31 protein-coding genes and 1 pseudogene are annotated in these 20,775 nt (G+C 34.4%); 24 read left to right on the plus strand and 8 right to left on the minus strand.

The genetic code is table 11. The annotated features are described in order from the left end of the window. Nucleotides 1-236 precede the first annotated feature (236 nt). Nucleotides 237-1,580, plus strand: a complete 1,344-nt coding sequence (darT, locus tag ACXVYO_RS26685; protein WP_458469247.1) for a type II toxin-antitoxin system toxin DNA ADP-ribosyl transferase DarT — start codon at nucleotides 237-239, stop codon at nucleotides 1,578-1,580. 1 nt (nucleotide 1,581) lies between these two features. Then, the gene (locus tag ACXVYO_RS26690; RefSeq protein ID WP_458469249.1) at nucleotides 1,582-2,727 is read left to right on the plus strand and encodes a macro domain-containing protein; all 1,146 of its coding nucleotides are present in this window, start codon (nucleotides 1,582-1,584) and stop codon (nucleotides 2,725-2,727) included. Between the two features lie 433 nt (nucleotides 2,728-3,160). Here the strand turns inward: ACXVYO_RS26690 and ACXVYO_RS26695 are convergent, their stop codons facing one another. The 3 genes from ACXVYO_RS26695 to ACXVYO_RS26705 all read right to left on the minus strand — a co-directional run bounded on the left by ACXVYO_RS26695 (nucleotide 3,161) and on the right by ACXVYO_RS26705 (nucleotide 4,757). Continuing rightward, nucleotides 3,161-3,724, minus strand: coding sequence for a DUF4352 domain-containing protein (locus tag ACXVYO_RS26695; RefSeq protein ID WP_098238635.1), 564 nt, complete (start codon nucleotides 3,722-3,724; stop codon nucleotides 3,161-3,163). A gap of 134 nt (nucleotides 3,725-3,858) precedes the next feature. Next, nucleotides 3,859-4,203, minus strand: coding sequence for a DUF4064 domain-containing protein (locus tag ACXVYO_RS26700; protein WP_144616259.1), 345 nt, complete (start codon nucleotides 4,201-4,203; stop codon nucleotides 3,859-3,861). A gap of 23 nt (nucleotides 4,204-4,226) precedes the next feature. After that, a complete protein-coding gene (locus ACXVYO_RS26705; RefSeq protein ID WP_458469251.1) occupies nucleotides 4,227-4,757 on the minus strand; it encodes a DUF4352 domain-containing protein in 531 nt (176 codons plus the stop codon). 187 nt (nucleotides 4,758-4,944) lie between these two features. On the opposite strand from ACXVYO_RS26705, the gene ACXVYO_RS26710 reads away from it, so the two are divergent. Then, on the plus strand, nucleotides 4,945-5,688 hold the full coding sequence (locus tag ACXVYO_RS26710; RefSeq protein ID WP_458469252.1) for an exosporium leader peptide-containing protein: 744 nt from the start codon (nucleotides 4,945-4,947) through the stop codon (nucleotides 5,686-5,688). Nucleotides 5,689-5,928: 240 nt separating this feature from the next. On the opposite strand, the pseudogene ACXVYO_RS26715 reads toward ACXVYO_RS26710, so the two are convergent. Next, nucleotides 5,929-6,033 (minus strand): annotated as a pseudogene (locus tag ACXVYO_RS26715) (XRE family transcriptional regulator); the annotation flags it as partial. Between the two features lie 311 nt (nucleotides 6,034-6,344). Between ACXVYO_RS26715 and ACXVYO_RS26720 the strand changes: the two are divergent. After that, nucleotides 6,345-6,470: a hypothetical protein gene (locus ACXVYO_RS26720; protein WP_458469254.1), complete on the plus strand. Its 126-nt coding sequence runs from the start codon at nucleotides 6,345-6,347 to the stop codon at nucleotides 6,468-6,470. Nucleotides 6,471-6,506: 36 nt separating this feature from the next. Here ACXVYO_RS26720 and ACXVYO_RS26725 read toward each other — a convergent pair whose 3' ends face one another. Beyond that, nucleotides 6,507-6,857: a helix-turn-helix domain-containing protein gene (locus ACXVYO_RS26725; RefSeq protein WP_458469256.1), complete on the minus strand. Its 351-nt coding sequence runs from the start codon at nucleotides 6,855-6,857 to the stop codon at nucleotides 6,507-6,509. A gap of 264 nt (nucleotides 6,858-7,121) precedes the next feature. Here ACXVYO_RS26725 and ACXVYO_RS26730 point away from each other — a divergent pair, with 264 nt between their 5' ends. From ACXVYO_RS26730 to ACXVYO_RS26790, 13 genes are all read left to right on the plus strand, one after another. Beyond that, nucleotides 7,122-7,325: a helix-turn-helix transcriptional regulator gene (locus tag ACXVYO_RS26730; protein ID WP_226641195.1), complete on the plus strand. Its 204-nt coding sequence runs from the start codon at nucleotides 7,122-7,124 to the stop codon at nucleotides 7,323-7,325. Nucleotides 7,326-7,406: 81 nt separating this feature from the next. Beyond that, the gene (locus ACXVYO_RS26735) at nucleotides 7,407-8,171 is read left to right on the plus strand and encodes a phage antirepressor KilAC domain-containing protein (protein ID WP_439195680.1); all 765 of its coding nucleotides are present in this window, start codon (nucleotides 7,407-7,409) and stop codon (nucleotides 8,169-8,171) included. Nucleotides 8,172-8,277: 106 nt separating this feature from the next. After that, a complete protein-coding gene (locus ACXVYO_RS26740) occupies nucleotides 8,278-8,412 on the plus strand; it encodes a hypothetical protein (protein ID WP_439195679.1) in 135 nt (44 codons plus the stop codon). Between the two features lie 352 nt (nucleotides 8,413-8,764). Continuing rightward, complete coding sequence (locus ACXVYO_RS26745; RefSeq protein WP_162876073.1) at nucleotides 8,765-8,914, plus strand: hypothetical protein; 150 nt, start codon at nucleotides 8,765-8,767, stop codon at nucleotides 8,912-8,914. Between the two features lie 56 nt (nucleotides 8,915-8,970). Next, the gene (locus ACXVYO_RS26750) at nucleotides 8,971-9,645 is read left to right on the plus strand and encodes an ERF family protein (RefSeq protein WP_458469258.1); all 675 of its coding nucleotides are present in this window, start codon (nucleotides 8,971-8,973) and stop codon (nucleotides 9,643-9,645) included. Nucleotides 9,646-9,657: 12 nt separating this feature from the next. Continuing rightward, the gene (locus tag ACXVYO_RS26755) at nucleotides 9,658-9,834 is read left to right on the plus strand and encodes a hypothetical protein (protein WP_458469260.1); all 177 of its coding nucleotides are present in this window, start codon (nucleotides 9,658-9,660) and stop codon (nucleotides 9,832-9,834) included. Beyond that, entirely contained in the window at nucleotides 9,834-10,055 is a 222-nt protein-coding gene (locus ACXVYO_RS26760) for a hypothetical protein (protein ID WP_458469262.1), read from the plus strand. Before ACXVYO_RS26755 ends, ACXVYO_RS26760 begins: the two co-directional genes overlap by 1 nt. Continuing rightward, the gene (locus ACXVYO_RS26765; RefSeq protein ID WP_458469264.1) at nucleotides 10,056-10,931 is read left to right on the plus strand and encodes a phage replisome organizer N-terminal domain-containing protein; all 876 of its coding nucleotides are present in this window, start codon (nucleotides 10,056-10,058) and stop codon (nucleotides 10,929-10,931) included. Further along, nucleotides 10,915-11,673 carry an ATP-binding protein gene (locus ACXVYO_RS26770; protein WP_458469367.1) on the plus strand — a complete coding sequence of 253 codons (759 nt, stop codon included), beginning with the start codon at nucleotides 10,915-10,917 and terminating at the stop codon, nucleotides 11,671-11,673. The genes ACXVYO_RS26765 and ACXVYO_RS26770 overlap by 17 nt, the downstream gene beginning before the upstream one ends. A gap of 15 nt (nucleotides 11,674-11,688) precedes the next feature. Further along, a complete protein-coding gene (locus ACXVYO_RS26775) occupies nucleotides 11,689-12,453 on the plus strand; it encodes a DNA cytosine methyltransferase (protein WP_458469266.1) in 765 nt (254 codons plus the stop codon). 1 nt (nucleotide 12,454) lies between these two features. Then, nucleotides 12,455-12,718 (plus strand): hypothetical protein, encoded by a 264-nt coding sequence (locus ACXVYO_RS26780; protein WP_458469267.1) that lies wholly within the window; start codon nucleotides 12,455-12,457, stop codon nucleotides 12,716-12,718. After that, nucleotides 12,675-12,920 (plus strand): helix-turn-helix domain containing protein, encoded by a 246-nt coding sequence (locus ACXVYO_RS26785; protein WP_458469369.1) that lies wholly within the window; start codon nucleotides 12,675-12,677, stop codon nucleotides 12,918-12,920. The genes ACXVYO_RS26780 and ACXVYO_RS26785 overlap by 44 nt, the downstream gene beginning before the upstream one ends. Beyond that, nucleotides 12,917-13,180: a hypothetical protein gene (locus ACXVYO_RS26790; protein ID WP_458469269.1), complete on the plus strand. Its 264-nt coding sequence runs from the start codon at nucleotides 12,917-12,919 to the stop codon at nucleotides 13,178-13,180. The genes ACXVYO_RS26785 and ACXVYO_RS26790 overlap by 4 nt, the downstream gene beginning before the upstream one ends. A gap of 298 nt (nucleotides 13,181-13,478) precedes the next feature. Here the strand turns inward: ACXVYO_RS26790 and ACXVYO_RS26795 are convergent, their stop codons facing one another. Beyond that, nucleotides 13,479-13,832: a phosphoglycolate phosphatase gene (locus ACXVYO_RS26795; protein WP_458469271.1), complete on the minus strand. Its 354-nt coding sequence runs from the start codon at nucleotides 13,830-13,832 to the stop codon at nucleotides 13,479-13,481. Between the two features lie 536 nt (nucleotides 13,833-14,368). Here ACXVYO_RS26795 and ACXVYO_RS26800 point away from each other — a divergent pair. The 4 genes from ACXVYO_RS26800 to dut all read left to right on the plus strand — a co-directional run bounded on the left by ACXVYO_RS26800 (nucleotide 14,369) and on the right by dut (nucleotide 15,598). Further along, complete coding sequence (locus ACXVYO_RS26800; protein ID WP_458469273.1) at nucleotides 14,369-14,530, plus strand: hypothetical protein; 162 nt, start codon at nucleotides 14,369-14,371, stop codon at nucleotides 14,528-14,530. Between the two features lie 245 nt (nucleotides 14,531-14,775). Continuing rightward, nucleotides 14,776-14,904 carry a Fur-regulated basic protein FbpA gene (gene fbpA / locus ACXVYO_RS26805; protein ID WP_458469274.1) on the plus strand — a complete coding sequence of 43 codons (129 nt, stop codon included), beginning with the start codon at nucleotides 14,776-14,778 and terminating at the stop codon, nucleotides 14,902-14,904. A gap of 67 nt (nucleotides 14,905-14,971) precedes the next feature. After that, nucleotides 14,972-15,139 carry a hypothetical protein gene (locus ACXVYO_RS26810; RefSeq protein WP_458469276.1) on the plus strand — a complete coding sequence of 56 codons (168 nt, stop codon included), beginning with the start codon at nucleotides 14,972-14,974 and terminating at the stop codon, nucleotides 15,137-15,139. Nucleotides 15,140-15,151: 12 nt separating this feature from the next. Beyond that, nucleotides 15,152-15,598, plus strand: a complete 447-nt coding sequence (dut, locus tag ACXVYO_RS26815; RefSeq protein WP_458469277.1) for a dUTP diphosphatase — start codon at nucleotides 15,152-15,154, stop codon at nucleotides 15,596-15,598. A gap of 1,565 nt (nucleotides 15,599-17,163) precedes the next feature. Here dut and ACXVYO_RS26820 read toward each other — a convergent pair. Next, on the minus strand, nucleotides 17,164-17,352 hold the full coding sequence (locus ACXVYO_RS26820; protein ID WP_087955509.1) for a hypothetical protein: 189 nt from the start codon (nucleotides 17,350-17,352) through the stop codon (nucleotides 17,164-17,166). Between the two features lie 406 nt (nucleotides 17,353-17,758). Here ACXVYO_RS26820 and ACXVYO_RS26825 point away from each other — a divergent pair, with 406 nt between their 5' ends. The 3 genes from ACXVYO_RS26825 (at nucleotide 17,759) to ACXVYO_RS26835 (ending at nucleotide 20,026) form a co-directional block, all read left to right on the plus strand. Further along, nucleotides 17,759-18,388: a Holliday junction resolvase RecU gene (locus ACXVYO_RS26825; protein WP_458469279.1), complete on the plus strand. Its 630-nt coding sequence runs from the start codon at nucleotides 17,759-17,761 to the stop codon at nucleotides 18,386-18,388. Between the two features lie 137 nt (nucleotides 18,389-18,525). Further along, nucleotides 18,526-18,897 carry an ArpU family phage packaging/lysis transcriptional regulator gene (locus ACXVYO_RS26830; protein WP_458469281.1) on the plus strand — a complete coding sequence of 124 codons (372 nt, stop codon included), beginning with the start codon at nucleotides 18,526-18,528 and terminating at the stop codon, nucleotides 18,895-18,897. 850 nt (nucleotides 18,898-19,747) lie between these two features. Then, entirely contained in the window at nucleotides 19,748-20,026 is a 279-nt protein-coding gene (locus ACXVYO_RS26835; protein WP_098238653.1) for a hypothetical protein, read from the plus strand. Nucleotides 20,027-20,407: 381 nt separating this feature from the next. On the opposite strand, the gene ACXVYO_RS26840 is transcribed toward ACXVYO_RS26835, so the two are convergent. Continuing rightward, nucleotides 20,408-20,545 carry a DUF3956 domain-containing protein gene (locus tag ACXVYO_RS26840; RefSeq protein ID WP_000376554.1) on the minus strand — a complete coding sequence of 46 codons (138 nt, stop codon included), beginning with the start codon at nucleotides 20,543-20,545 and terminating at the stop codon, nucleotides 20,408-20,410. Between the last annotated feature and the right edge of the window lie 230 nt (nucleotides 20,546-20,775).

Here is a 20,775-nt window from a genome sequence, read left to right on the forward strand (position 1 = left end):
ATATGATATCGATTAATAAACTAAACTATATAAATAATTTGTTATGATCGCATGTACCGTAGCTGATATAATGTATAAGGGAATTATTGGCTAATTAGTATTGCACATATATTAGGGGGGATAACAACGATGGACAATGACAAGTTAATCTGAAAGTCACTCGGGGGAAAAATATGGAGAAAATGTTTGTAAAAACATCGAGTTATTTTAAAATCTTTTAATTAAAGGAGAGTACTATGAAAATTCCACAAAAATATAAAGGGAAATATTTTTATCACTTTACACATATTGATAATATTGAATCAATAGTGAAACATGGACTTTTATCAACTAATGAAAAGGAAAGTAAAAGTGTTGAACATATTGATTTGGCAAATGAAGATATTCAACAAAGGAGAAGTAGAATGGATGTTCCGCTAGAACCTTGTGGGAAAATTCATGATTATGTTCCTTTTTATTTTGCAACAATAAATCCTATGTTATTAGGTGTACTTAATAGGAAAAATATCGATCAACCATTAGTAGTATTTATTGCAATATCAATAGAGAAATTATTGAAGGAAAATGTCTTATTTACTGATGCATCTGCAAACACTTCGATATCTCCTAATTTTTACAGGAATCCTGAAGATTTAGAGAATCTGAAATGGGATTTGATTGATAGTAATAAATGGAATAGTGGTACCACTGACGAGTTACATTCTCGAATGGCTGAAGTTCTAATATACAAAAAAGTCCCAATTGAATGGATAGACAGCTATGTTGTTTTTAATAAAGTTTGCAAAAAAGAAATTGAGAAAATTTATCAAGATTATGAACTAAAATCACCCAATATTTCATATACACCATTTAATAATAGACATTTCTATTTTACAAAATTCTTTATGGCTGGTAGGAAAAAAGAAACTTTAGTAACCGGTCCAATTTTTCTTAGAAATGATTTTAATGAGGCAATTCGAAATATTATAGAAAAAAGGGAAAGTGAAGAATCAAAACTAAGTGCTTTTCAGGACATAAATGATGCATTAGTCAAAATAAAAAAGAATTTTTGTATTTTAAAAGAGTTAGAAGATATTTTTGAATTAGAGACTGATAATAAAGTACATTCTGATAATGTTAGCGATCATACACTTAAGGTGGTCAGTAATTTAGAAGATAACGAGTATTATAGAAACCTCTCTGAAGGTGATAAAAAGTTAGTTGAATTATCTGCGTATTTACATGACATAGGTAAAGGCCCTAAGTCAAAATGGAAAGGCGGAATTCAAGTTGCATATCCGGATCACCCAGCAGATTCAATTCCAATGTTAGAAAGAATTTTAGTTGAGGAATTTAAAACAATGTCAATAGATGAAATCCGGAAAATTTGCTTATTGGTCATCTACCATGACATAATTGGAGAGATTCTTGCTAAAGGCAGAAGTGAAAAAGAATTATTAAGTCTAAAAATAGATGATAATGAATTAAATATGTTAATTGCCATATCTATGGCGGATGTTTCTGCAATTAACCCTTTTTGGACTTTTGATATCAATAGAAAGTTACCGGGATTTATTAAAAAAATAAGTAAGGAGATTTAAAATGCTAAAGTTCGTATCAGGTGATTTTTTTGATTATAATGCTGATATCCGAATAAATACTGTAAATTGTGTAGGGGTTATGGGTAAAGGGGTTGCTTTAGTTTTTAAAAAAAAGTTTCCAGATATGTTTATTGATTACCGTAATGCATGCAATAGAAATGAAGTTAAACCAGGTAAACCCCACGTGTGGAAGGATGAAAATTTGTTCTCTTCATGTACCATCATTAACTTTCCCACAAAAGTTCACTGGAGAAACCCTTCAGAATATGAGTACATAGAAGAAGGATTAATTTGGTTAAGGCAATATCTCTTAGAAAAAGAGAATTCCACTGTAACCTTACCTGCTCTAGGTTGTGGACATGGCGGACTCGACTGGAATAACGTTAAAATTATGATTAATAAATACTTAAGCGATCTAAATGCGCAAATCCTAGTATTTGAACCCAGTAGTTCAAGAAGAACATCTAATGTTAAATTAGATGATATACAACTAAAAGATCGAAATATTCAGAGGTTATTACCGAATGATAAGTATTATCCACCTAAACTAATAGGACATTCTACACCCGAAATATATTGTGAGGGGAATACTAAATTATTAAGTAAAAAGAATATAGCTATTGTAGCAAATTATAAATCAAGTGATAGAGAAAAGAATGCTTTATTAAAGGTGATAAATGAACTTCCAGTAGGTGAATTTGTTTTTACCCTTGGATGGGGAAGTAGCTATGAAAAAGATTTAGCAAAAGAGATACTTTCTAAAGGTTTTGATGTTATATTAGTTATTCCTTTTGGAATTTTACAACTAAAAGTTCGTAAAGATTTAGAATCATTATGGAACTACGATAAAATTGCTGTATTGTCAACGACAAAGCCAAATCAGGAATGGAAGAACTACGAAAGTGTTAATTCGCTGAAATTACGTATGAAACTTGGGAATATAATTGTGTTTAATAGCCTTAATTTAGAATATATAGTACAATTTGCAAAAGAGATTGATGAATTGAATAGAGAATTTTTCTATATAAATTACTGGGATAGTGAAATTGATTTTTTCAAAAATAAAGAAGTACAAAAAATTGGGGTAAGTCCTGTAACAAAGAAGCCCAATATTTTACCACTGTTAAATTCATTAATTGAAATATAAATAGGATAGACTAGTTAACGTTATTTTGTTATCGTGGGACATAAAGAACTTAATAAAAAACAAATCATTTGCTGCGCAGTACAAAGACTATATGTAATATAAAAGAACTGATTTCTGTGGAATCAGTTCTTTTTATTTAGTGGTTATTTTACACCTATTATATTAGAAAATTGCAGTTTCATTATAATCATATAGCAGAAAACAAACTATTAATTAGTGAAAAAAAGGCACCCTAAGGTGCCTTCCTCCGACTTGAACCACTTTAATTCTAATAATATGTATTGGACTCCCATCCAAATATTATTTTAGTATTAATTAATATTTATGTATTTGAATAAAATAAAAATAACATGTATTAGAAGTTTTATGTTATACTGTAATTACCTAAGTTATTATTGCGCATGGGATTTCCTTCCCCTGTGCTTTTTTTATTTTAAAGATTAATGATGATCTTTTTCTTACTCCAGAAGTTAGGTGTGAATTGTAATTTTAATTTTTCACCTATAGGTTGTTCAAATACAAGAGTTCCTGCCACTTGTCCTTTGGGCGCTAATTGGCCAGAATTAAGTGCGGTATTTTGATTGATCATTGATAAGGTAGGTCTAGTGATATTCCCTTGGCTATTTCTCATTTCGAAGTCAAGCGTATTGTATGAGATATCCTCTTTTCCACCATTATATATGTTTACTGCTACCAATATGTATTCATGGCCTTGTCTTGGTTTATCGAATTCTCCACCAGGAGATTTTTTAACTTCGGTTACAGTTAATCTGTGATCACCTAATTTAATAGTCTCGCCAATCGAATATTCCTTTTTCGAATCTTTTTCAGCATTTTTAACTTCTTGACCTTGGGCTGTCACCTCTTGAGGTTGGTATTTAGTTTTCGGATCACCAAATACTAATATCAACGCACAAAAAAATAAGAAAGAACCGACTAAAATGAAGCTTCCCCATCCAATATATTCCCAAACCTTTGATTTTTTTTCAACTTCCACCTGTATTTCTCCCCTTATATATTAGATTTTAATAATAAAATAGTATCAAAATTTCTATTATTTGAGTACAAGATATTTAGAATATACAAAAAAAGAGAGCTTTGCCCTCTAATTTTGATTAACATAACGTATGATTAAGCAGATACAGTAACTTTATCTTTACGGAAGATACCCATTAATCCACCTATCAATAATAAAACTCCTGGTAATAAGAAGAAGATAGAAATACAAATAAATCCACCAATAGCAGCGATAGTCATCATGATACCGCCAACTTTCGCTTTATTTCTTACCATAACTGAACCAACGATTCCTAAGATTGATAGGCCTACAGCTCCCCAACCTAATCCGATAATCGTATTTGCGCCTTCAGCTTCGAAAGCAGCCCCCATACCACCGATTAATAATGCAATAAATGCACAAATAATACCAAAAATACCACCAATAAGTCCTAATACAAATTCAGCTGTTCTTTTCATTTTAAATTCTCCTACGTATGTATTTATTGAAGATTAACTCTAATCTCTTTTGAAGATAAGAAGTTAGGTTTAAAGATTAATTGAAGTTTTGGATCGCCTTGTTTCGCTTCAAAGGCAATACTCCCTGTAACTTTCCCGTTCGGAGCAAGTTGTCCGGCATTTAATTGTGTATTTTGATTTACAGTAGTAAATGTTTCGTTCACAATATTTCCTTCACTATTCTGTAAGGTAAAATCGAAAGGGTTATAACTGATTTCCTCTTTGCCACCATTCTCAATAGTTAAGTTAGCTATTATAAATTCATGGCCCTCTTTAGGTTTATCGAATTCTCCACCTTGAGACTTTTCAATGTTAGAAACAGTTAATTTGTGATTGCCCAATTGAATTGTTTCTCCAACCTTAAATTCTTTTTTTTCTTCTTTCTTCTCGCTTGGTTGTTCTGTTTTATTTTCATTGGTAGAGACTTTCTTTGCTGATTCGTCCGTATCTCCACATGCAGCCAAGCTAAAAGCAAGTGCTCCAGTTAAAGCAATCGTAACTAGTTTTTTGTACATCTCAGTTCCTCCAATTATGTAAAATGTAAGATTTCCGAGCTAATCATAGCAAATAAAGTATTCGTATATTGTCATATTTTGTCGAACGAAAATAAAAAAGAGAGATTCCGCTTGTGTAAAGATCATTTATCTAGTATTGAGCATTTAATAATTATGATAAGTACAAGCATTGTAAGGAGGTGTGTACATGAATGAAAAAAATGAGTTTTTAAGTGCAATAGCATTTGATCCTAATTTGTTGGGTCCTACATTGCCACCAATTCCGCCATTCACTTTACCGACTGGCCCGACTGGTTCTACAGGTCCAACTGGCCCGACTGGTTCTACAGGTCCAACTGGCCCAACGGGTCCTACTGGAATTGGAAGTACTGGTCCAACGGGTCCGACTGGGGAAACTGGAATTGGTATAACAGGTCCAACTGGCCCAATGGGTCCCACTGGGATTGGCATAACTGGACCTACTGGCCCAGGGGGAAGTACTATAGCTTATGGGGCGTTGTATGATAGATCTAATACACTTCGTACAGCAAATGTGGGCCAAAAAGTAATTTTCCAGAATCTTGGTCCATCCTTGGGAACAAATCTTGATTTATTAACTAATAGTATCCAGGTGTTGAGTGGTGGAATATATGAAATTAATATGGATTTAACAGCAAGAGTCTTTAATCGTGATTTAACCCCTGCTAATACAGTTTTGAAATTCAGGTTATATATTAATGACATTACCCCAGTTCAAGAAAGTGAAATTGAAGGTACGACATCTATAAGTACAGATGTCCCTGCAAACGTTTTGAATGCCTATACCATCGGGAAAACAGTATTAATTAGATTAAATGCAAATGATTCATTAAGTATTATAATTGATGTTGCACAAGGGGAAATTTCTTCTTATGGGAATCCATCTTTAGTGGTAACAAGAATTGCAGACTAGTATTGGACGTTAAAAAAATAATCTTAATAAGAAGATGAATAGTAAAAAAGAGAGCCGTTGGGCTCTCTTTTTTATTTGGTGAAAATATGGAACGGAGGTTGATTTTAAGATGATATGTATTCATCTCCTTAGTAAATAAAGGGTACAAATGTCATTTTGTCACCCCACTACATTTATTAGGTATGATAAGTAATTCGCGGAGGTGACGTATGTCAGAGAAAAATGAGTTTGACTCGTATGATTTTTTGAGTGGAGCAGCATTTTCACATATAATGAAACTTGTTTAGCAAAAAGATCTTGTTGACGTCCATTTAGCTCTTCATAAGCTCGTTGGATGTCATTGAACTTATTATTAATTTTAATAATGAAAAAAAGAGAGCAAAAGCTCTCTTTTTCTTTTATCTATTAATTCCAAATACCATCATTGGCTGAAGTTTTAGCGTTATGAATTAAAAATAATATATTATTAGAAAAATATTTAAATAATACATATCTTTGAGAACGTACGTTCTTCTTTGTGGTATAATATGGACATAAAAATAGGTGGCGTTGGTTTTTGTGCTTTCTGAGGAAACTCGCTTTTTCTTAATTTAAGTAAAAAGTGATATATCGTGAAAAATTCATAAACTACAAAGATGATACAGGGAGAATTTATGATGACGAAAGAACAATTAGCTAGGGAAGTAATAAAATTAAGTTTACAATTGGGGACTTCGGTAAAAGCAGAGGAAATTTTAAAGGCATGCCATGATGAGTCGTATAAAGAAAAAGCAAATACATAAAAAGAAGACTGCCATTGTGGGGGCTGTCTTCTTTGGTTAATCATTCTTTTTATTTTGCATATAAGTAACATACATCTCTAATTGCTCCCAAGCTTTCTTTCGCTCTTCTTCTGGGAGACTTTCAATTAAAGCCATTATGTTCTTACCTTCTTCAGTAACAATCTTATTTTCTTCTTCTTTAAGTTCCGGATCATCAGAAAGCCCTAATAAGTAATCAGTAGTACAATTTAGAACTGTAGCAATTTTTGTAATAGCCTTTCTGCCTGCATCTTTCTTATTGTTTTCTATCTCTGATATTGTTGATTTCTTTAAATCAACACGATTACCTAATTCTTCTTGTGTCCACTTCATTTTTTTCCTTAATTGTTTTACCCTATCCCCACGCATAATTAATCCACCCTCTTTATCAAGTTCAAACTTATATATGATTAATTTATAAATAACTTCATTAGTACCGTAATAATACTGGAGTAGTGTTACTGTAATTAAGTACATTTTATTATAAAAGTTCGCTCAGAGCAAACTCTCTTAAAAAATAATCTGAAAATTAAGACCTATTATTCCGGGGGTGTCAAAAAGTTTTTTGAAAATAAGTTCCCTTTTTTCGAACTTTTTGATATAATATTACTTGTAAGCGAGGTGAACAGAAAAGTGATTTTTGACAACAAAAAATTATCGGATTTGCTTGATGAAAATGAAATGAGGCAAATACAGCTGGCTAAAGAGATAAAACGATCTAAAAGTACAGTTTGTGAATATATTAAGGGTACCAAATCACCAGGTAAAGAGGCAGCTTTCGCTATTTCTAGAGTATTTTCAATACCTGTGGAAGAACTTTTTAAAAGGGTTGAGTAAATAAAACTTGATAACTTTAAAATCGATATTTTTTTAAATATAAAGTTCGATTTTTTCGAACTTAAAATAAGGAGTGAAAACATGAATCAACTAACGGAATTTAAAAATGAAATTTTTGAGGTATCAGCAAAATTCGAAAATGGCGAAGTGTTGTTTGATGTAGAACAAGTTGCTAAGAGCTTAGGAATAGTTGACATCAAAAATGGAAGGAAGTATGTGAGATGGAACAGAGTTAATTCTTACCTGCCTAAGAATTCGCCACAAGTGGCGAAAGGAGATTTAATTCCAGAACCTTTAGTGTACAAATTAGCCTTCAAAACAAGTAACGAAGTAGCAGAAGCTTTTCAAGATTGGTTAGCGATTGAAGTGCTTCCTTCTATTAGAAAACACGGAGCATACATGACAGATCAAGTCCTGGAACAGGCGGTAACTAATCCAGACTTTGCAATTGGTCTTCTCACTAAATTAAAAGAAGAGAAGGAAAAGCTTGCAGCAGCGCAACAACAAATTGTACAGCAACAACCGTTGGTAACATTCGCTGAAGCGTGTATGCAATCAAATGAATCTCTGAAAGTAAGTGAAGTTGCTAAATTGGCAGCTAAGCACAATGTCAAAATCGGGCAACGTCAGTTATTCGCAAAACTTAGAGAATGGAACTTAATGTTCAAACGTTCTACTGAACCAACTCAATCAGCAGTCGAAAAGGGATACTTCGAAATTGCGCAAGGCGTTAAACAGAAGCCAAGCGGAGAACCATTCACATGGACAACAACATACGTAACATCAAAAGGACAAGCCTACATCATAGACCGACTGAAGAAAGAACAAGAACAGGAGGCGGTGTAAACAATGGAAGAAAGTTCATTTTCACACTTCATGGTATTGGTTGTGTTTCTCATTTTTGTAGGATTAAGCTACAAACGCATAAAGCAGATGATAAAGGATGAAATTGATGGATAGACAGCAGCGGGACAAAGAAGAGAAATCAAAAATCATCAAAATGATCCGTGATTTAAGAGCTAGAGGAATACATAACAGCGCAGATAAGGTTGAGGAAAAATACAAATATATTACTCTAGCTAAATAAGAAAAACCCTACAGGGGATGCAGGGCAGTGTTAAGGGATTTAAATCTAAATGTCGATTCCACAAGAACTTCTTGGAATGTAATCAGTTTAGTATATATTTTATTTAAACTTTATATAGAAATTTTACGATTTTATGAACATAGGCAAGATCTTGATTGTCGGAATATTTGCGAATTAAATGGTATTCCCCCACCTAAAATGGGTTCCTAGATATTCTAATGTGTGAAAGCATCAAAATAAAATAAAAACAGCCGATTACCCCTAATCGACTGTTTTAAAGAAACGACGCAATATTTTATACCTATATTTTAACATAGTCGTTTCTTCTAAGTAAATAAGGAGGAATGTGGAAATGAAAGATGTTTTGCAGATTCAAGTAAGCCATGCAGTAAAAGCTTTAAAAGAAATGTCCGATAAAGAAACGGACAAGCTGAAAAAACTTGATATCGACTATGTAATCACAGTATTAACGAATAAAAAACACGGGGATATGCCTTTCTAGGAGGATATGAATTTATATAAATTAGAAATCAATTATAAAAATGGGGTGCGTATCCGATGAATAAAAGCGACACAATCACGGAATTAGCTAAAGCGCTAGTGAAATTCAATTCAGAGGTTAACAAAATAGCAAAAGATGCAGACAATCCTTTCTTTAAAAACAACTATGCAACGCTAGACACGATTATAGATGAAATTAGACCAATCCTTTCTAAACATGGATTAAGTATTATGCAAATACCAAGCGGTGATGGTCAAAACGTAACGTTAAAAACACTCCTCTTACATGAGAGTGGCGAATGGCTTGAGTCGGACGAACTAACGATGAAGCCAGTGAAGAATGATCCGCAAGCAGTAGGAAGTTGTATCACATACGCAAGACGATATTCACTAGCAGCATTCCTTAGCTTAAATACAGGGGAAGATGATGATGGTAACGGCGCTACTTATGGAAAAGGTAACAAACAAAATCAGAAAAGTAACAGGGGACAAGCTCCAAACAGGCTACAAGGAAACAGCAGTAATGGAAAAGCATCTGAAAAGCAGTTAAAAATGATACACGCAAAAATAGCGCATGTAGCGACATTAACACAGACAGACAAACAAATGGTTGAAGAAACACTTAAGAATCAAGTTGCTTTTACAAATTTAAGCGAAATCAGTTCACAGTTAGCATCTAAAGCAATACAAGTACTGTCTGGTTGGGAGAATCAATACAGTCAAGCAGGATAAGGAGATGAAACCATGTTAGACAAAAATCAATCTAAAATCGTCCTTCCTTCATGGGTGTGGAAGGGCGTGCAAAATGAAAAAGAAGTAAAAGCAAGGGCGATAGAGTACATTACTCCCGATCGTTATCCAGGATACAAAATTATTGAGATTCAAGGCGACATAGCGGTATGCGGAAGGGAGAATGCATAATGTTTCAAGTGCCGGTGAGACGTGGATCAATGAAAGAAATGCTAAAAGCGGTTCGTGATTTAGAAAAACGAGGTTACGACTATATAACTCCTATTAAGAGATTGTACAGGGCAGAAAAAACATTCTATAACGATGGAAAATTCAAAGGGAAAGACAAGATTAGATTTACAGGCATGGATGATCATGTCAGTTACGAATGTTGGATGAAGAAGGTGGACTAAATGGCAGATGTTAAATGGATAAAACTCTCTACTAGTATGTTTGAAGATGAAAAGATTCGCCTGATTGAAAGCTTACCAGAGGCAGACACATTACTAATTATTTGGATTAAATTGTTGTCTCAAGCAGGTAGAACGAATGCCAATGGTTACATTTTCTTGAGTAAAAACATTCCTTTTACAGAAGAAATGCTTTCTACACTTTTTAATAGACCGATAGCAACTGTAAGACTGGCACTACAAACATTTAAACAGTTCGGAATGATTGATATAACAGATGATCAGTACATATGCATCTCGAACTGGGAGAAGCATCAGAACATTGATGGATTAGAACGCGTAAAACAATTGAATGCAGAACGAAACAAAAAGTACCGCGAACGCAAGAAACAACAGCAATTAGCACTAGAAGATAAGGGTGAAGAAAGTGACGCTTGCGTGACGTCACGTGACGCAACAGATATAGAAGAAGATAAAGAATTAGATATAGATAAAGAAAAAGATAAAAAGAAGAAAGAAAAACCTTCCCGTCACAAGTTTGAAACTTGCGACACCAACGGAGCTAAGTATTTGTTTGAAAAAATTAAGGGTAATAATCCTAAACAAAAAGAACCTAACTTTGATTCTTGGGCAAACGATTTTAGATTGATGCGTGAAAAGGATAACCGTGAATTACAGGAGATTAAGGATGTTATTGATTGGTGCCAAGCTGATCCATTCTGGCAAGGTAACATTTTATCTCCTAAGAAGCTACGCGAAAAGTTCGACCAACTAACTATTCAGATGAATTCTAAAAAAGGAGCGAAAAACAATGCAGAGAGCAGCGGCAGCAATACCAACAGATATAGCCAAAAAGGTGAATATGACTATGGGTTCTGATGTGTGTGATACGCACGGCATGAATAAGATGAAGTTCGGTGGACAAGTTGTTTGCCCTCGATGCTTCCTTGAAAACGAAAGTAAGAAGCTTCAGCAACAAGAACAAGCGAAATACGATGCAGATAAAGCGAATGAGAAGAAATTCATGTTTCACCAGCAAAGTATGATTGCAGATAGCAACATCAAGAAAGCTAACTTTGATAATTACCAACCTACTAGCGATGAAGGAGCGAAGAATCTTGAACTTGCGAAGGTTATCGTAACGGATTATCTCAACGGGAAAGTGTTTAACACGATTATGGCCGGGAATTGTGGAGCAGGGAAAACACATCTTGCTTATGCTATAGCGGATCAGCTTGCTGGGGCAGGAAAGTCAGTTGTCTTCGTCACAGTTGGTGAATTGCTACGAAAGATAAAAAGTACATTCAGTAAAGATTCCAAATTAACCGAGGATGCAATTATACGAAGTTTAGTAAGAGCAGAAGTATTGATAGTCGATGATTTGGGAGCAGAATTAGGCGCATTAGATGCCAATACAAAAGCGACAAACTTCATTAACAGGGTATTATTCGATGTTTTCGATGGAAGGCAAGGTAAATCCACTATCTTTACCACAAACCTTACAGGAGAGCGCTTAGAGGGCGCATACGATGAACGGATTGTATCACGTATCTTCAATAAATTCAGGGCGCTAGTTTTCAAAGATACAAAGGATTATAGAAGAAAAGCATTGCCATTTTAAAAAGGGGGACGCAATATGCAAATGCTTGATCTATTTTCAGGAATCGGCGGTATTAGTTTAGCGGCGGATTGGGCTGGAATTGAAACAGTAGCCTTTTGCGAGATTGAACAATTCAATCAGAAAGTACTAAATAAGCATTGGCCTATAGTACCAATCTTTTCAGATATACGAAAACTTACAAAACAATCATTAGAAGAACGGGGTATTGATGTTGGAACAATTAGCATTGTGGCAGGAGGATATCCTTGCCAACCTTTCAGTGTTGCCGGGGACAGAAAGGGCGAGGCGGATGACCGTCATCTCTGGCCAGAGGTATTCCGCTTATTACAAGAAATCAGACCAACTTGGTTTATTGGTGAAAATGTTGCTGGACATGTCACATTGGGGCTCGACAATGTGCTTACTGACTTGGAAAGTATCGGCTACACCTCACAACCGTTTGTTATTCCGGCTTGTGCCATCGGTGCCCCGCATAGAAGGGACAGAGTCTTTATTATCTCATTTCTTTCCAACTCCAACTGCGTCGGATACCAGGGGACTCAACAATTACGAGAAGACATTAGCAAAATTGAAAAATGGGGAAAGAGCTCATTTGGGGCAACTTCCAAACTATTTAATGATATTGACTGGGAAAAGAGGGCGTTCCAATCCGGTTTTTTGGGAAGAGATGATGGGGTTCCCAACCGGATGGACAGAATTAGAAGCTTAGGTAATGCAGTTGTACCTCACCAAATTTATCCGATATTTGCAGCAATAGCAAAGATAGAAAGGGGAAATTAGAATGTGCGCATGTGAAGGAACGGGAGTAATTAAGAACGATATAGGGAAAGGCTGCTATCAATTTGCACCGTGTATTTGCGGGGCAGGGAATTGCGATCCTAAAGAAGTGGATAGAAAGCGTCATGCTATTATGGCGGAGCTAAGAGAGATTCATCAATTACAACTGGAGGGGAAATGGGATGCCGAGACTTGGGACGGATTTGGAAAAAGAGAATTACAGAATGGCATTGCAACAGAGAAAGTACATGAAGAAATCGCGTCGTAATTTGTATATCGCTTTAGAAGAGTTAGACTTGGTATTTGATGAAAGTGAGGTAATTCGATTACAAGAAATGTGGAAGGAAGACAAAGGAATCCTTGAAATCGCAAAAGAGTTAGGAAGACACCAATTAGAAATCGCAGCATTGATTATGGATCAGGCTGATAAGAATAAAATCAAATCTCGTCCAATGGGGTTAGGGACATGAAGCAACTAACACTGGAGGATGTAGTCGGAAGTTTTGATTATACCGCAACAAGTACCGTGGACAAATTTTTGAAGCGTAATAGCGTTATGACGTACTCAATAGAGTTTTACGACAAAGACGAAAAGTGGAAGCTTCGTTGGTTTGAGGCGAAGTCCGAGAGCGAGGCTATAGAAATGGCTAAAAAGAAATACGAAAGGATACAAATCATTAATACTTATATTTCGGATAGAACTTTAGAGGAAATCATGAATTTGGATTAGGAGGCATAGCGCTATGACACGGGATCAAATTGGCTAAATTCAGATAACTAACGGCTTGTTGAAAAAAAGAAGCCCTGCAGAAAATGTTGCTGGGCTTCATAAAATTGAGCTATGTCGTACTCACAAGAGATTTTAACATGGATTTAGTGGTGAATAAATCGGTAAATATGTCCAATTAATCTGGAGAAATTATCTTATACAAAAACGCCATTTTAACACAAAGCGAAATGGACAAGCGGTTGTATTTTATAAATTTAACAAGATAGTTATTTTAATTAAAAGAGCACCTAACATTAAGTTAACTGCTCTTGGATTTCAATTCGTATTCAGAAATGACTTCAACCGAATAGTACTCACTAAAATTTACAACAGCATAAACTTTTTGTAGTTCATTATCAGTGACATGCCCGTATAGGAAGATTTCATGCGTTCTATATTCTTCTGATGGACTAATTTTATCAATTACAATATCAAGATTTTTTTCTTTTTTAAAATAACCGATAGTTACTAGTTCAGCTGTTCTTTTAACTTCTGGCCATTCTTTACCGTATTCTTTGGGAATGGATTGAGACGATACCAAAAGTATAAATATCATTGGGATAGTGAGAAAAGCTATACTCATAATTCCGTAGCGTAATAATTTTCTTTCCATCAAGTGGCACCTTTCATTGATGTTTTGTTTAGTCATTCTGTATGTTAAGCCAAGATTAACCAATTAACTATCCATTTAGGTGACAGTAATATTACAAGTTTGTAAGGTCTATAAGAAAATTGAACAATGAAATTAAATAAAATAGTTATTTTATAGAAATGTGAAAAGAGCACACAAAAAATGTGTACTCATAACAATCTAAATTATTTTAAGGACCATGATATATCATCAAGGGCTTTATAAATATAACTATACATGCGGTAAAAGAGATACTTTGGATTGTATTTTTGTTTCCAGTTCATAATAATCACCTCTCATACAAATAGTTTAATTATATTATACAGTCGTTAATTAGAATGTTAAGAAAATTAGATATGAATTAAGGTAAATTTAAACAAAATAGTTAATTTATAAAAAGCAGTTAGTTTTCGCTAACTGCTCCACTCCCTAATGGAGTTCTAGTTATGTAATTTATAGGATAACTATTTCTAATCGTACACGAAATGAAATTATGTCACTGGATTAGGAGGGAGCAAATGGAGAAGCCAACATTAAAAGATTATGCAAAGGCTACTGAAATTGGCGTTAGCAAGAAGAATGTAGATCAACGAATGGGAGAGTTACATTGGAGTTTGAAACGCGCTATAACGACACCAGTCAGTACAAGCTGGGAAGGAAATGAAAAGAATAAAAAATGACTGAGATTAACTGAGAAAAATGGGATTAGTGAATCCACCTTTTACAGACGAAAACGTAACGGCATGACGCCATACGATGTAGCTACCACGGCAAAAGGATTCGAGAAGTATATTCCTTTAGCGGAATCGAATGGTATTAGTAATAAGACCTTTTACCAGAGGGTTAAAAGGAAGATGGATCCATACAAAGCAGCGACAAAGCCGCCACGTAAGTATAAAAAGAAACAAATCAGCTAGGAGGCAACATGAGCGAGCAAGCCAAGTTAATAGAGCGGTTGATTGATAGGCATGTATTTAAATTACCTGATGGCCGTGATTTATATGAAGGGTCATGTGAGGAACTAAGACAGTTATTGAAAGGAGATGATAAGTAATGCAACCAATGGAGAATGGTTTATTCGAAATCACTGAGTTAATTAGCGAATCAAAGGGAGGTAAGTGATGAAAAAAGAAACCGCGGTGCAGGTGCAAAGTGAACTCGAAGTAATCGAAAGTGAGATTCGTAAGATGGAATATCACTTGGTTGGATTGGATAGCGAGAAGCGGAAAACAAAGCGTTCTTTGGAAGAGCTGAAGAATCGGAAAGAGGAATTGAAAGGTTATGTATAAGGAGCCGAGAAAATGAATTTAAGAGTGAAAATTAAAAGATTGAGAGATGTGGAATTACCGAAATACGCAAGGCCAGGGGATAGTGGTTTTGATCTTGTAGCAGCAGAGGACACGATTATATGGCCGGGCGAAACAAAGGTTGTACAAACTGGATTGGCTTTTGAGATTCCGCCAAGATATGAGTTGCAGGTGCGCCCGCGTAGCGGTATGACGCGTAATACAAAATTAAGAGTTATTCTTGGTACGGTGGATAGTGGATACCGTGGAGAAGTTGGAGTACTAGTTGATAACATCGAAATACCTAAAGCAGCAAACATGCAAGCTAGTGTAATTGAAAAGGGTACTCGTATTGCTCAAGGTGTCATAGCGCCAGTGGAAACAGCTAATTTCGTTGAGGTGGACGAGTTGTCTGAGAGCAAAAGAGGAAGCTATGGCTTCGGATCAACGGGGATTAAATAAAAAAGCTCAATTCTCAAAAGGGAGAGAGTTGAGCCTGTGGATGTAATTACTAAGTTATCGGGTTGATGAAAACTAGTAATTAAATAAAATCACCCTAGGTTTAGGGGGTCTAGGGTTTCAAAACTTGGTATATCTCACACGACATAATAAAAAGAATAGAACGTATTGAAGATAACACATGAATGTTTCATAAATGTATCAAAAAAGTGAACAAAAACGTTATTTTAATTGTTGCAGCCCCTTGGAGGGCGCTCCAAGGGGCTAAGATTTAAGATTCGAGAAGTTTTAAACTCTTGTTAATTACATAAGAACTCCCTAAGGAGTATATAGGGAATTTTAACACTTAACTAATGATTTTTACAACTGTATATTCGAATTAATATATAAATAAACTATTTATTTATAAAAAAATGGCCCTTACTACTATGTAAGAGCCCCATGAACAAAGAAAAGGTCGTATATGACTCTATATAAGAATCATAATAATATTTTAACACCTTGATATATAGTTGTCTATACATTGATGGCGTAGTAGAACTAACAAAATGTTTTTTTATTTGAAAGGGGAATGAGGAAATGATTGAACAGGTTGAGATCAAAGGGCAGTTATCAATATTTAATAAAAAAGAGAAGCCCTTAATCAGGTCGCTCCTCTTAACGCCAATATACAATAACTATTCTATTATAATGCATGGGCGTAAAATATTTAACAATTATCTTCATGGTAAAAACTTCATTTTGTTTTAGTTTTAAACCAAAAAAGAGCACTTAATAAAGTGCTCTTGTGACGAGATTCATTTTGTAACGACTATTTTATAAAGAAAGGAACACAGAATATTATATGTATTTCCTGTCAATTGAGTGCTTTTTTACAAACAAAGAGCAGCTAGCAAAAGCTAACTGCTCAATACAAGGAGATACAGAGAAAATTAAATGGATTTTGGCATACAGCCTATCAACATTATGGACATAATATTGGGTTTTATTCGAAGGAATTCATGTTTTACAAATCAGATTATGATAGTCGATATTCTCCATATTGACCAGAAAAGAACCAAGAATTCTAGGAAAATTCCAAGTGTTCTTTTCCTAGTTTTTTGAAATTCTTTTACTAAATAGCCAACAGCACAAATTGCTAGAAGAATGAAAAGAATAAGTTCTAGTGTAACTGGCATTTGATCTACTCCTAATTAATTGATTAATTTATCATATAACGATTATAAGATGTTTTTGCGGTTAATGGTGAAAAATTAAACAAAACTATCTCTATATGTAAAAAGGCCCTGTTGTCTTCAACAGGACCTTTCCTAAAATGGCAAAGAGTAACTCTTACCTTACTCTTTGTTTATATACTATAAGATTGTTAATGAAAATCCAGGACTCTTTATATTGAGAAATAAAGAAGAATTATTATAAAAAATTTTATCTTTTTTCATAAATAAAAGAGCAGCTAGCAAAAGCTAACTGCTCATCTCCAAGGGGGAACTAGGAGAAAGGCTAGGGACTTCATTAAATGGGTTCAGGCTATCGCCTATCTATATTATTGACGGAATATTGAGTTTTATTCACGAGAGATTATATTCTAAAATTTGGATTATGATAGTCGATATTCTCCATATTGACCAGAAAAGAACTAAAAGTTCTAGTAAAATTCCAAGTGTTCTTTTCTTAGCTTTTTGAGATTCTTTTAACAAATAGCCAACAGCACTAATTGCTATAAGAATGAAAAGAGTAAGTTCGAGTGTAACTGGCATTTTATCTACTCCTAATACATTAATTGATTTAGCATATAACAATTATAAGATGTTTTTGTGGTTAATGGCGAAAAATTAAACAAAACTATCTCTATATGAAAAAAGGCCCCGTTGTCTCCAACAGGACCTTTCCTAAAATGGCAAAGAGTAACTCTTACCTTACTCTTCCACTATATAATACACAAAACACGTATAGATGTGTAGAACAAGAAATTCCAATACAATTATTTTGATATATAAATTAAATGTGTTTTAAAGGGATTAAACATCAGGAATTAAATTACAAATGTTGATTTATCAATGAGTATTAATGGTTTGATAGAAAATGATGTTTAATAAAGGAATATTATAATAAGAAAATATGAAATATTGCATATTCAATTGAATTAGAAAGTGGGGAATAACAATGGGACAAGGAAACCGTGGTATGGCTTTTGAAATGCTTATCAATCTAGCGAATGAAATGTATCAGAGAGGGGAAGTGGCGCTTATAAACAAGCGTCCGACTCCTGTGAAGGTGTTAAAAAGTAAAGGTGGCCGTGTACTAAATGGATTCTATGAAGCTAAGAGTACGGTAGACTATGACGGCATGTATAAGGGACGAGCTATAGCATTTGAAGCGAAGTCTACAGAGAATGCTACACGATTTGATTTAAAGAATATTGCGCAGCATCAGTTGGATTACCTGGAGAAAGCAGAGAAGATGGGAGCGATTTGCTTCTTCCTTATAGAGTTTAGTAAGGATAAGTCAGTATTCGTGGTACCACTCTCAGTCATCCAATCTTACGTAGGGATGGCACAGCAGCCAAAAGGCAAGAAGTCAATACCAAGAGCAGATTTTGATGTTTATGGGTACTTAGTAGAACAGACAGAAAGAGCGCCAGTGGATTACTTACAATATGTAGATGAAGTAGTAGCACCAGTTATGTTTGATGGAATGATTCAATTTGATCAGGACCATAAAAAGGTAACGAATAACATTGAAGCAGCGAAAGAGAAGATGGCCAACAAGCAACGAAAATTATTAAAGGCTTAATGGATAACGGAACCATGCAGAGTGGATGGTGGGGGCTACTCGCTATGAATGTTTCCCTTATTCAACAAAGAGATAGTAAAATTTCACGTACCTGATGTGAATGTAAAAACCAAAATTCGAAATAGGGGGATTCCTTCATGGAAAGACAATTAACATTCTTACCAGCTATCGATGATAAGAAAGTACAAAAGGAAGTAGTAAGCGTATTAAAGGAATACAGAGCACTTAAGATGCGATTCAGTAATGATGTGGAACAGGAAGGAATCAGTTTATTCCCTGAGTTACGTGATTCAAGGGTAACAAGTAGGATGAAGGTACAACAAATTGAAAAGGCATTACATAACATCTTGGATGAAGATGAAAGAAATATCATTACTATGAAGTTCCTAGATAATAAACCAGTTAAAGATTCATTCGTACAAAACGAATTGATGATGAAGAACTCATACTTTTACGAGAAGAAGAAGAGTGCAATTAAACTGATCGCTACTGCATTAGGAATCATTTAAAAATGGCAGAGAAAAAGCAGAGAAATAGCATATTTTTTGGGGAGTTTTTGCAAATGAAAATAACGGTAAATTTTAGGTACAAGCTCTTTGAAAACCGCATATCGAAGAGGATTAGTACTCCTTAACGTATACCGCGGCAGGGCGGGCATGGGCGGTAAGAATCTCGCCGTAAGGGTGGTAAGATTCCCTTAAATGATTAATAATGACAAATTCCAGTGTGGCGGGTGTGAGATAACTCGCATTCGTCATACTGTTTCTAATTTGTATTTATCAATCAGCTCGGAACGCGTCCTCTGGGTTGATAATAAATATAAGTCTATTACTCTCTAGTATGTCGGTTCTTGAAAGTGGAATGGGGGTGGTTGCTCATGATTGAGTGACGCTTGCATTCTAAAAATCTAAAAAGTATACGTGATCTCGTGCATTAGTAATTACTCACGATTCTTATTAATGACCAAAACGAGGGCAAAGAGTTCCACTCTTTGTTTGAGCCAATACAGCGGAAACATTCCCCTTCCGTCCCTCTAGTGTATTGGTTCAAACAAGGCGTCGGAAGAAACACATACGTCTTGATATAAATCCTTTATAATTAAATATTGGCCAGAAAAGGCGAAAATGACATTAAGTAGCCGAAGTATTGAGTTAGCTCTACGGGATATAAACGAGAAGATTGAGAGTGTGATTTTGACCTTGGAAGAGGAACTTCTTCCATTTGTTTTTTCTTTCTTTCTCTATTAGATGGGTTAACTATGGGAAAGTTTATAAAACATATTTTTTGAATTATTTAATACAAATATATATAATTATATTGATGTTAATATATTAACTAGTTAAAAATGGGGAAAGAAAAATGAAGATTATATTTGATGTGATTAAAGATGAAAATTTTGATTTTACTTTATTAGAAACAAAATTGCTGAAAACTTTTAAAGAAGTGGATAATGTAGCAATAGTTGAAAAGGTTGAAGATAAAATTTTTGAAAAAGATAATGTACCAACCCATTTAGCGGAGATTACTATTAATGTTACAGGAAAGAATATCGGATATAGATCAGTTTCAGCTAGTATATTTATTGTTCTAGAAATCCTATCAATGAAGCTATTCAATATTAATATTAGTATACAGTAAGCATCCAATATGGATGCTTTTTTCTTTGTTATATAAAAATTACATATTAAACATATATTTATACGTTGTGTTCCTACACGTTAAGGAATAGTAATAAAAAGATGATACCGATGAAACCGTATAAAAACAAAAAGAATCCTAAGATGGGTAGTTTTTTATGAAAGCTGAGCATGATAAACCTCCTTGGGTATATAAAGGATTATAATACATCGTTGGTCTATTTAGAATAGTAACCATGAATTGGATGGAATTACGCATGATAAAACCAATAGCAATTATCGTAGGCGCTGCCGTGATCTGATGGTGTCTTGTTTGTTGTTAAGGAAAGATAAGGGGTAAATAAAAAAAGAGAGCTAATGCCCTCTTTTTTTGATGTGGTAATTAATCGCAGATTGGTATTCCAAGCACTCTTAGAGCCAATGCTACTTGAAGAGAAATCTCTAATCTAGCAATTTCAATACCAGCTACTGAGAGAACTAAAAAAGGTTGTCCATTTACAAACACTACGCAACTATCCATGGTTACGCCTCCTTTCTAGCAATCTACTATAGTATATGAATCAATCACTAATATGTAATAGTTTGATTAAGTGATTTGATATAATTGATAGATTAGCCCATTTAAACAAAACAAACGAACACAACGAACGAAAATAAGCATTAGTTAACTAATGCTTGTGCAAGTTTGATAAAAACATATATGGTTTGGACTGAAAAGTAAATCTTTTCTAAAGAGGTGAAGTTTCGCTG

Source organism: Bacillus sp. BC08, assembly GCF_054326875.1.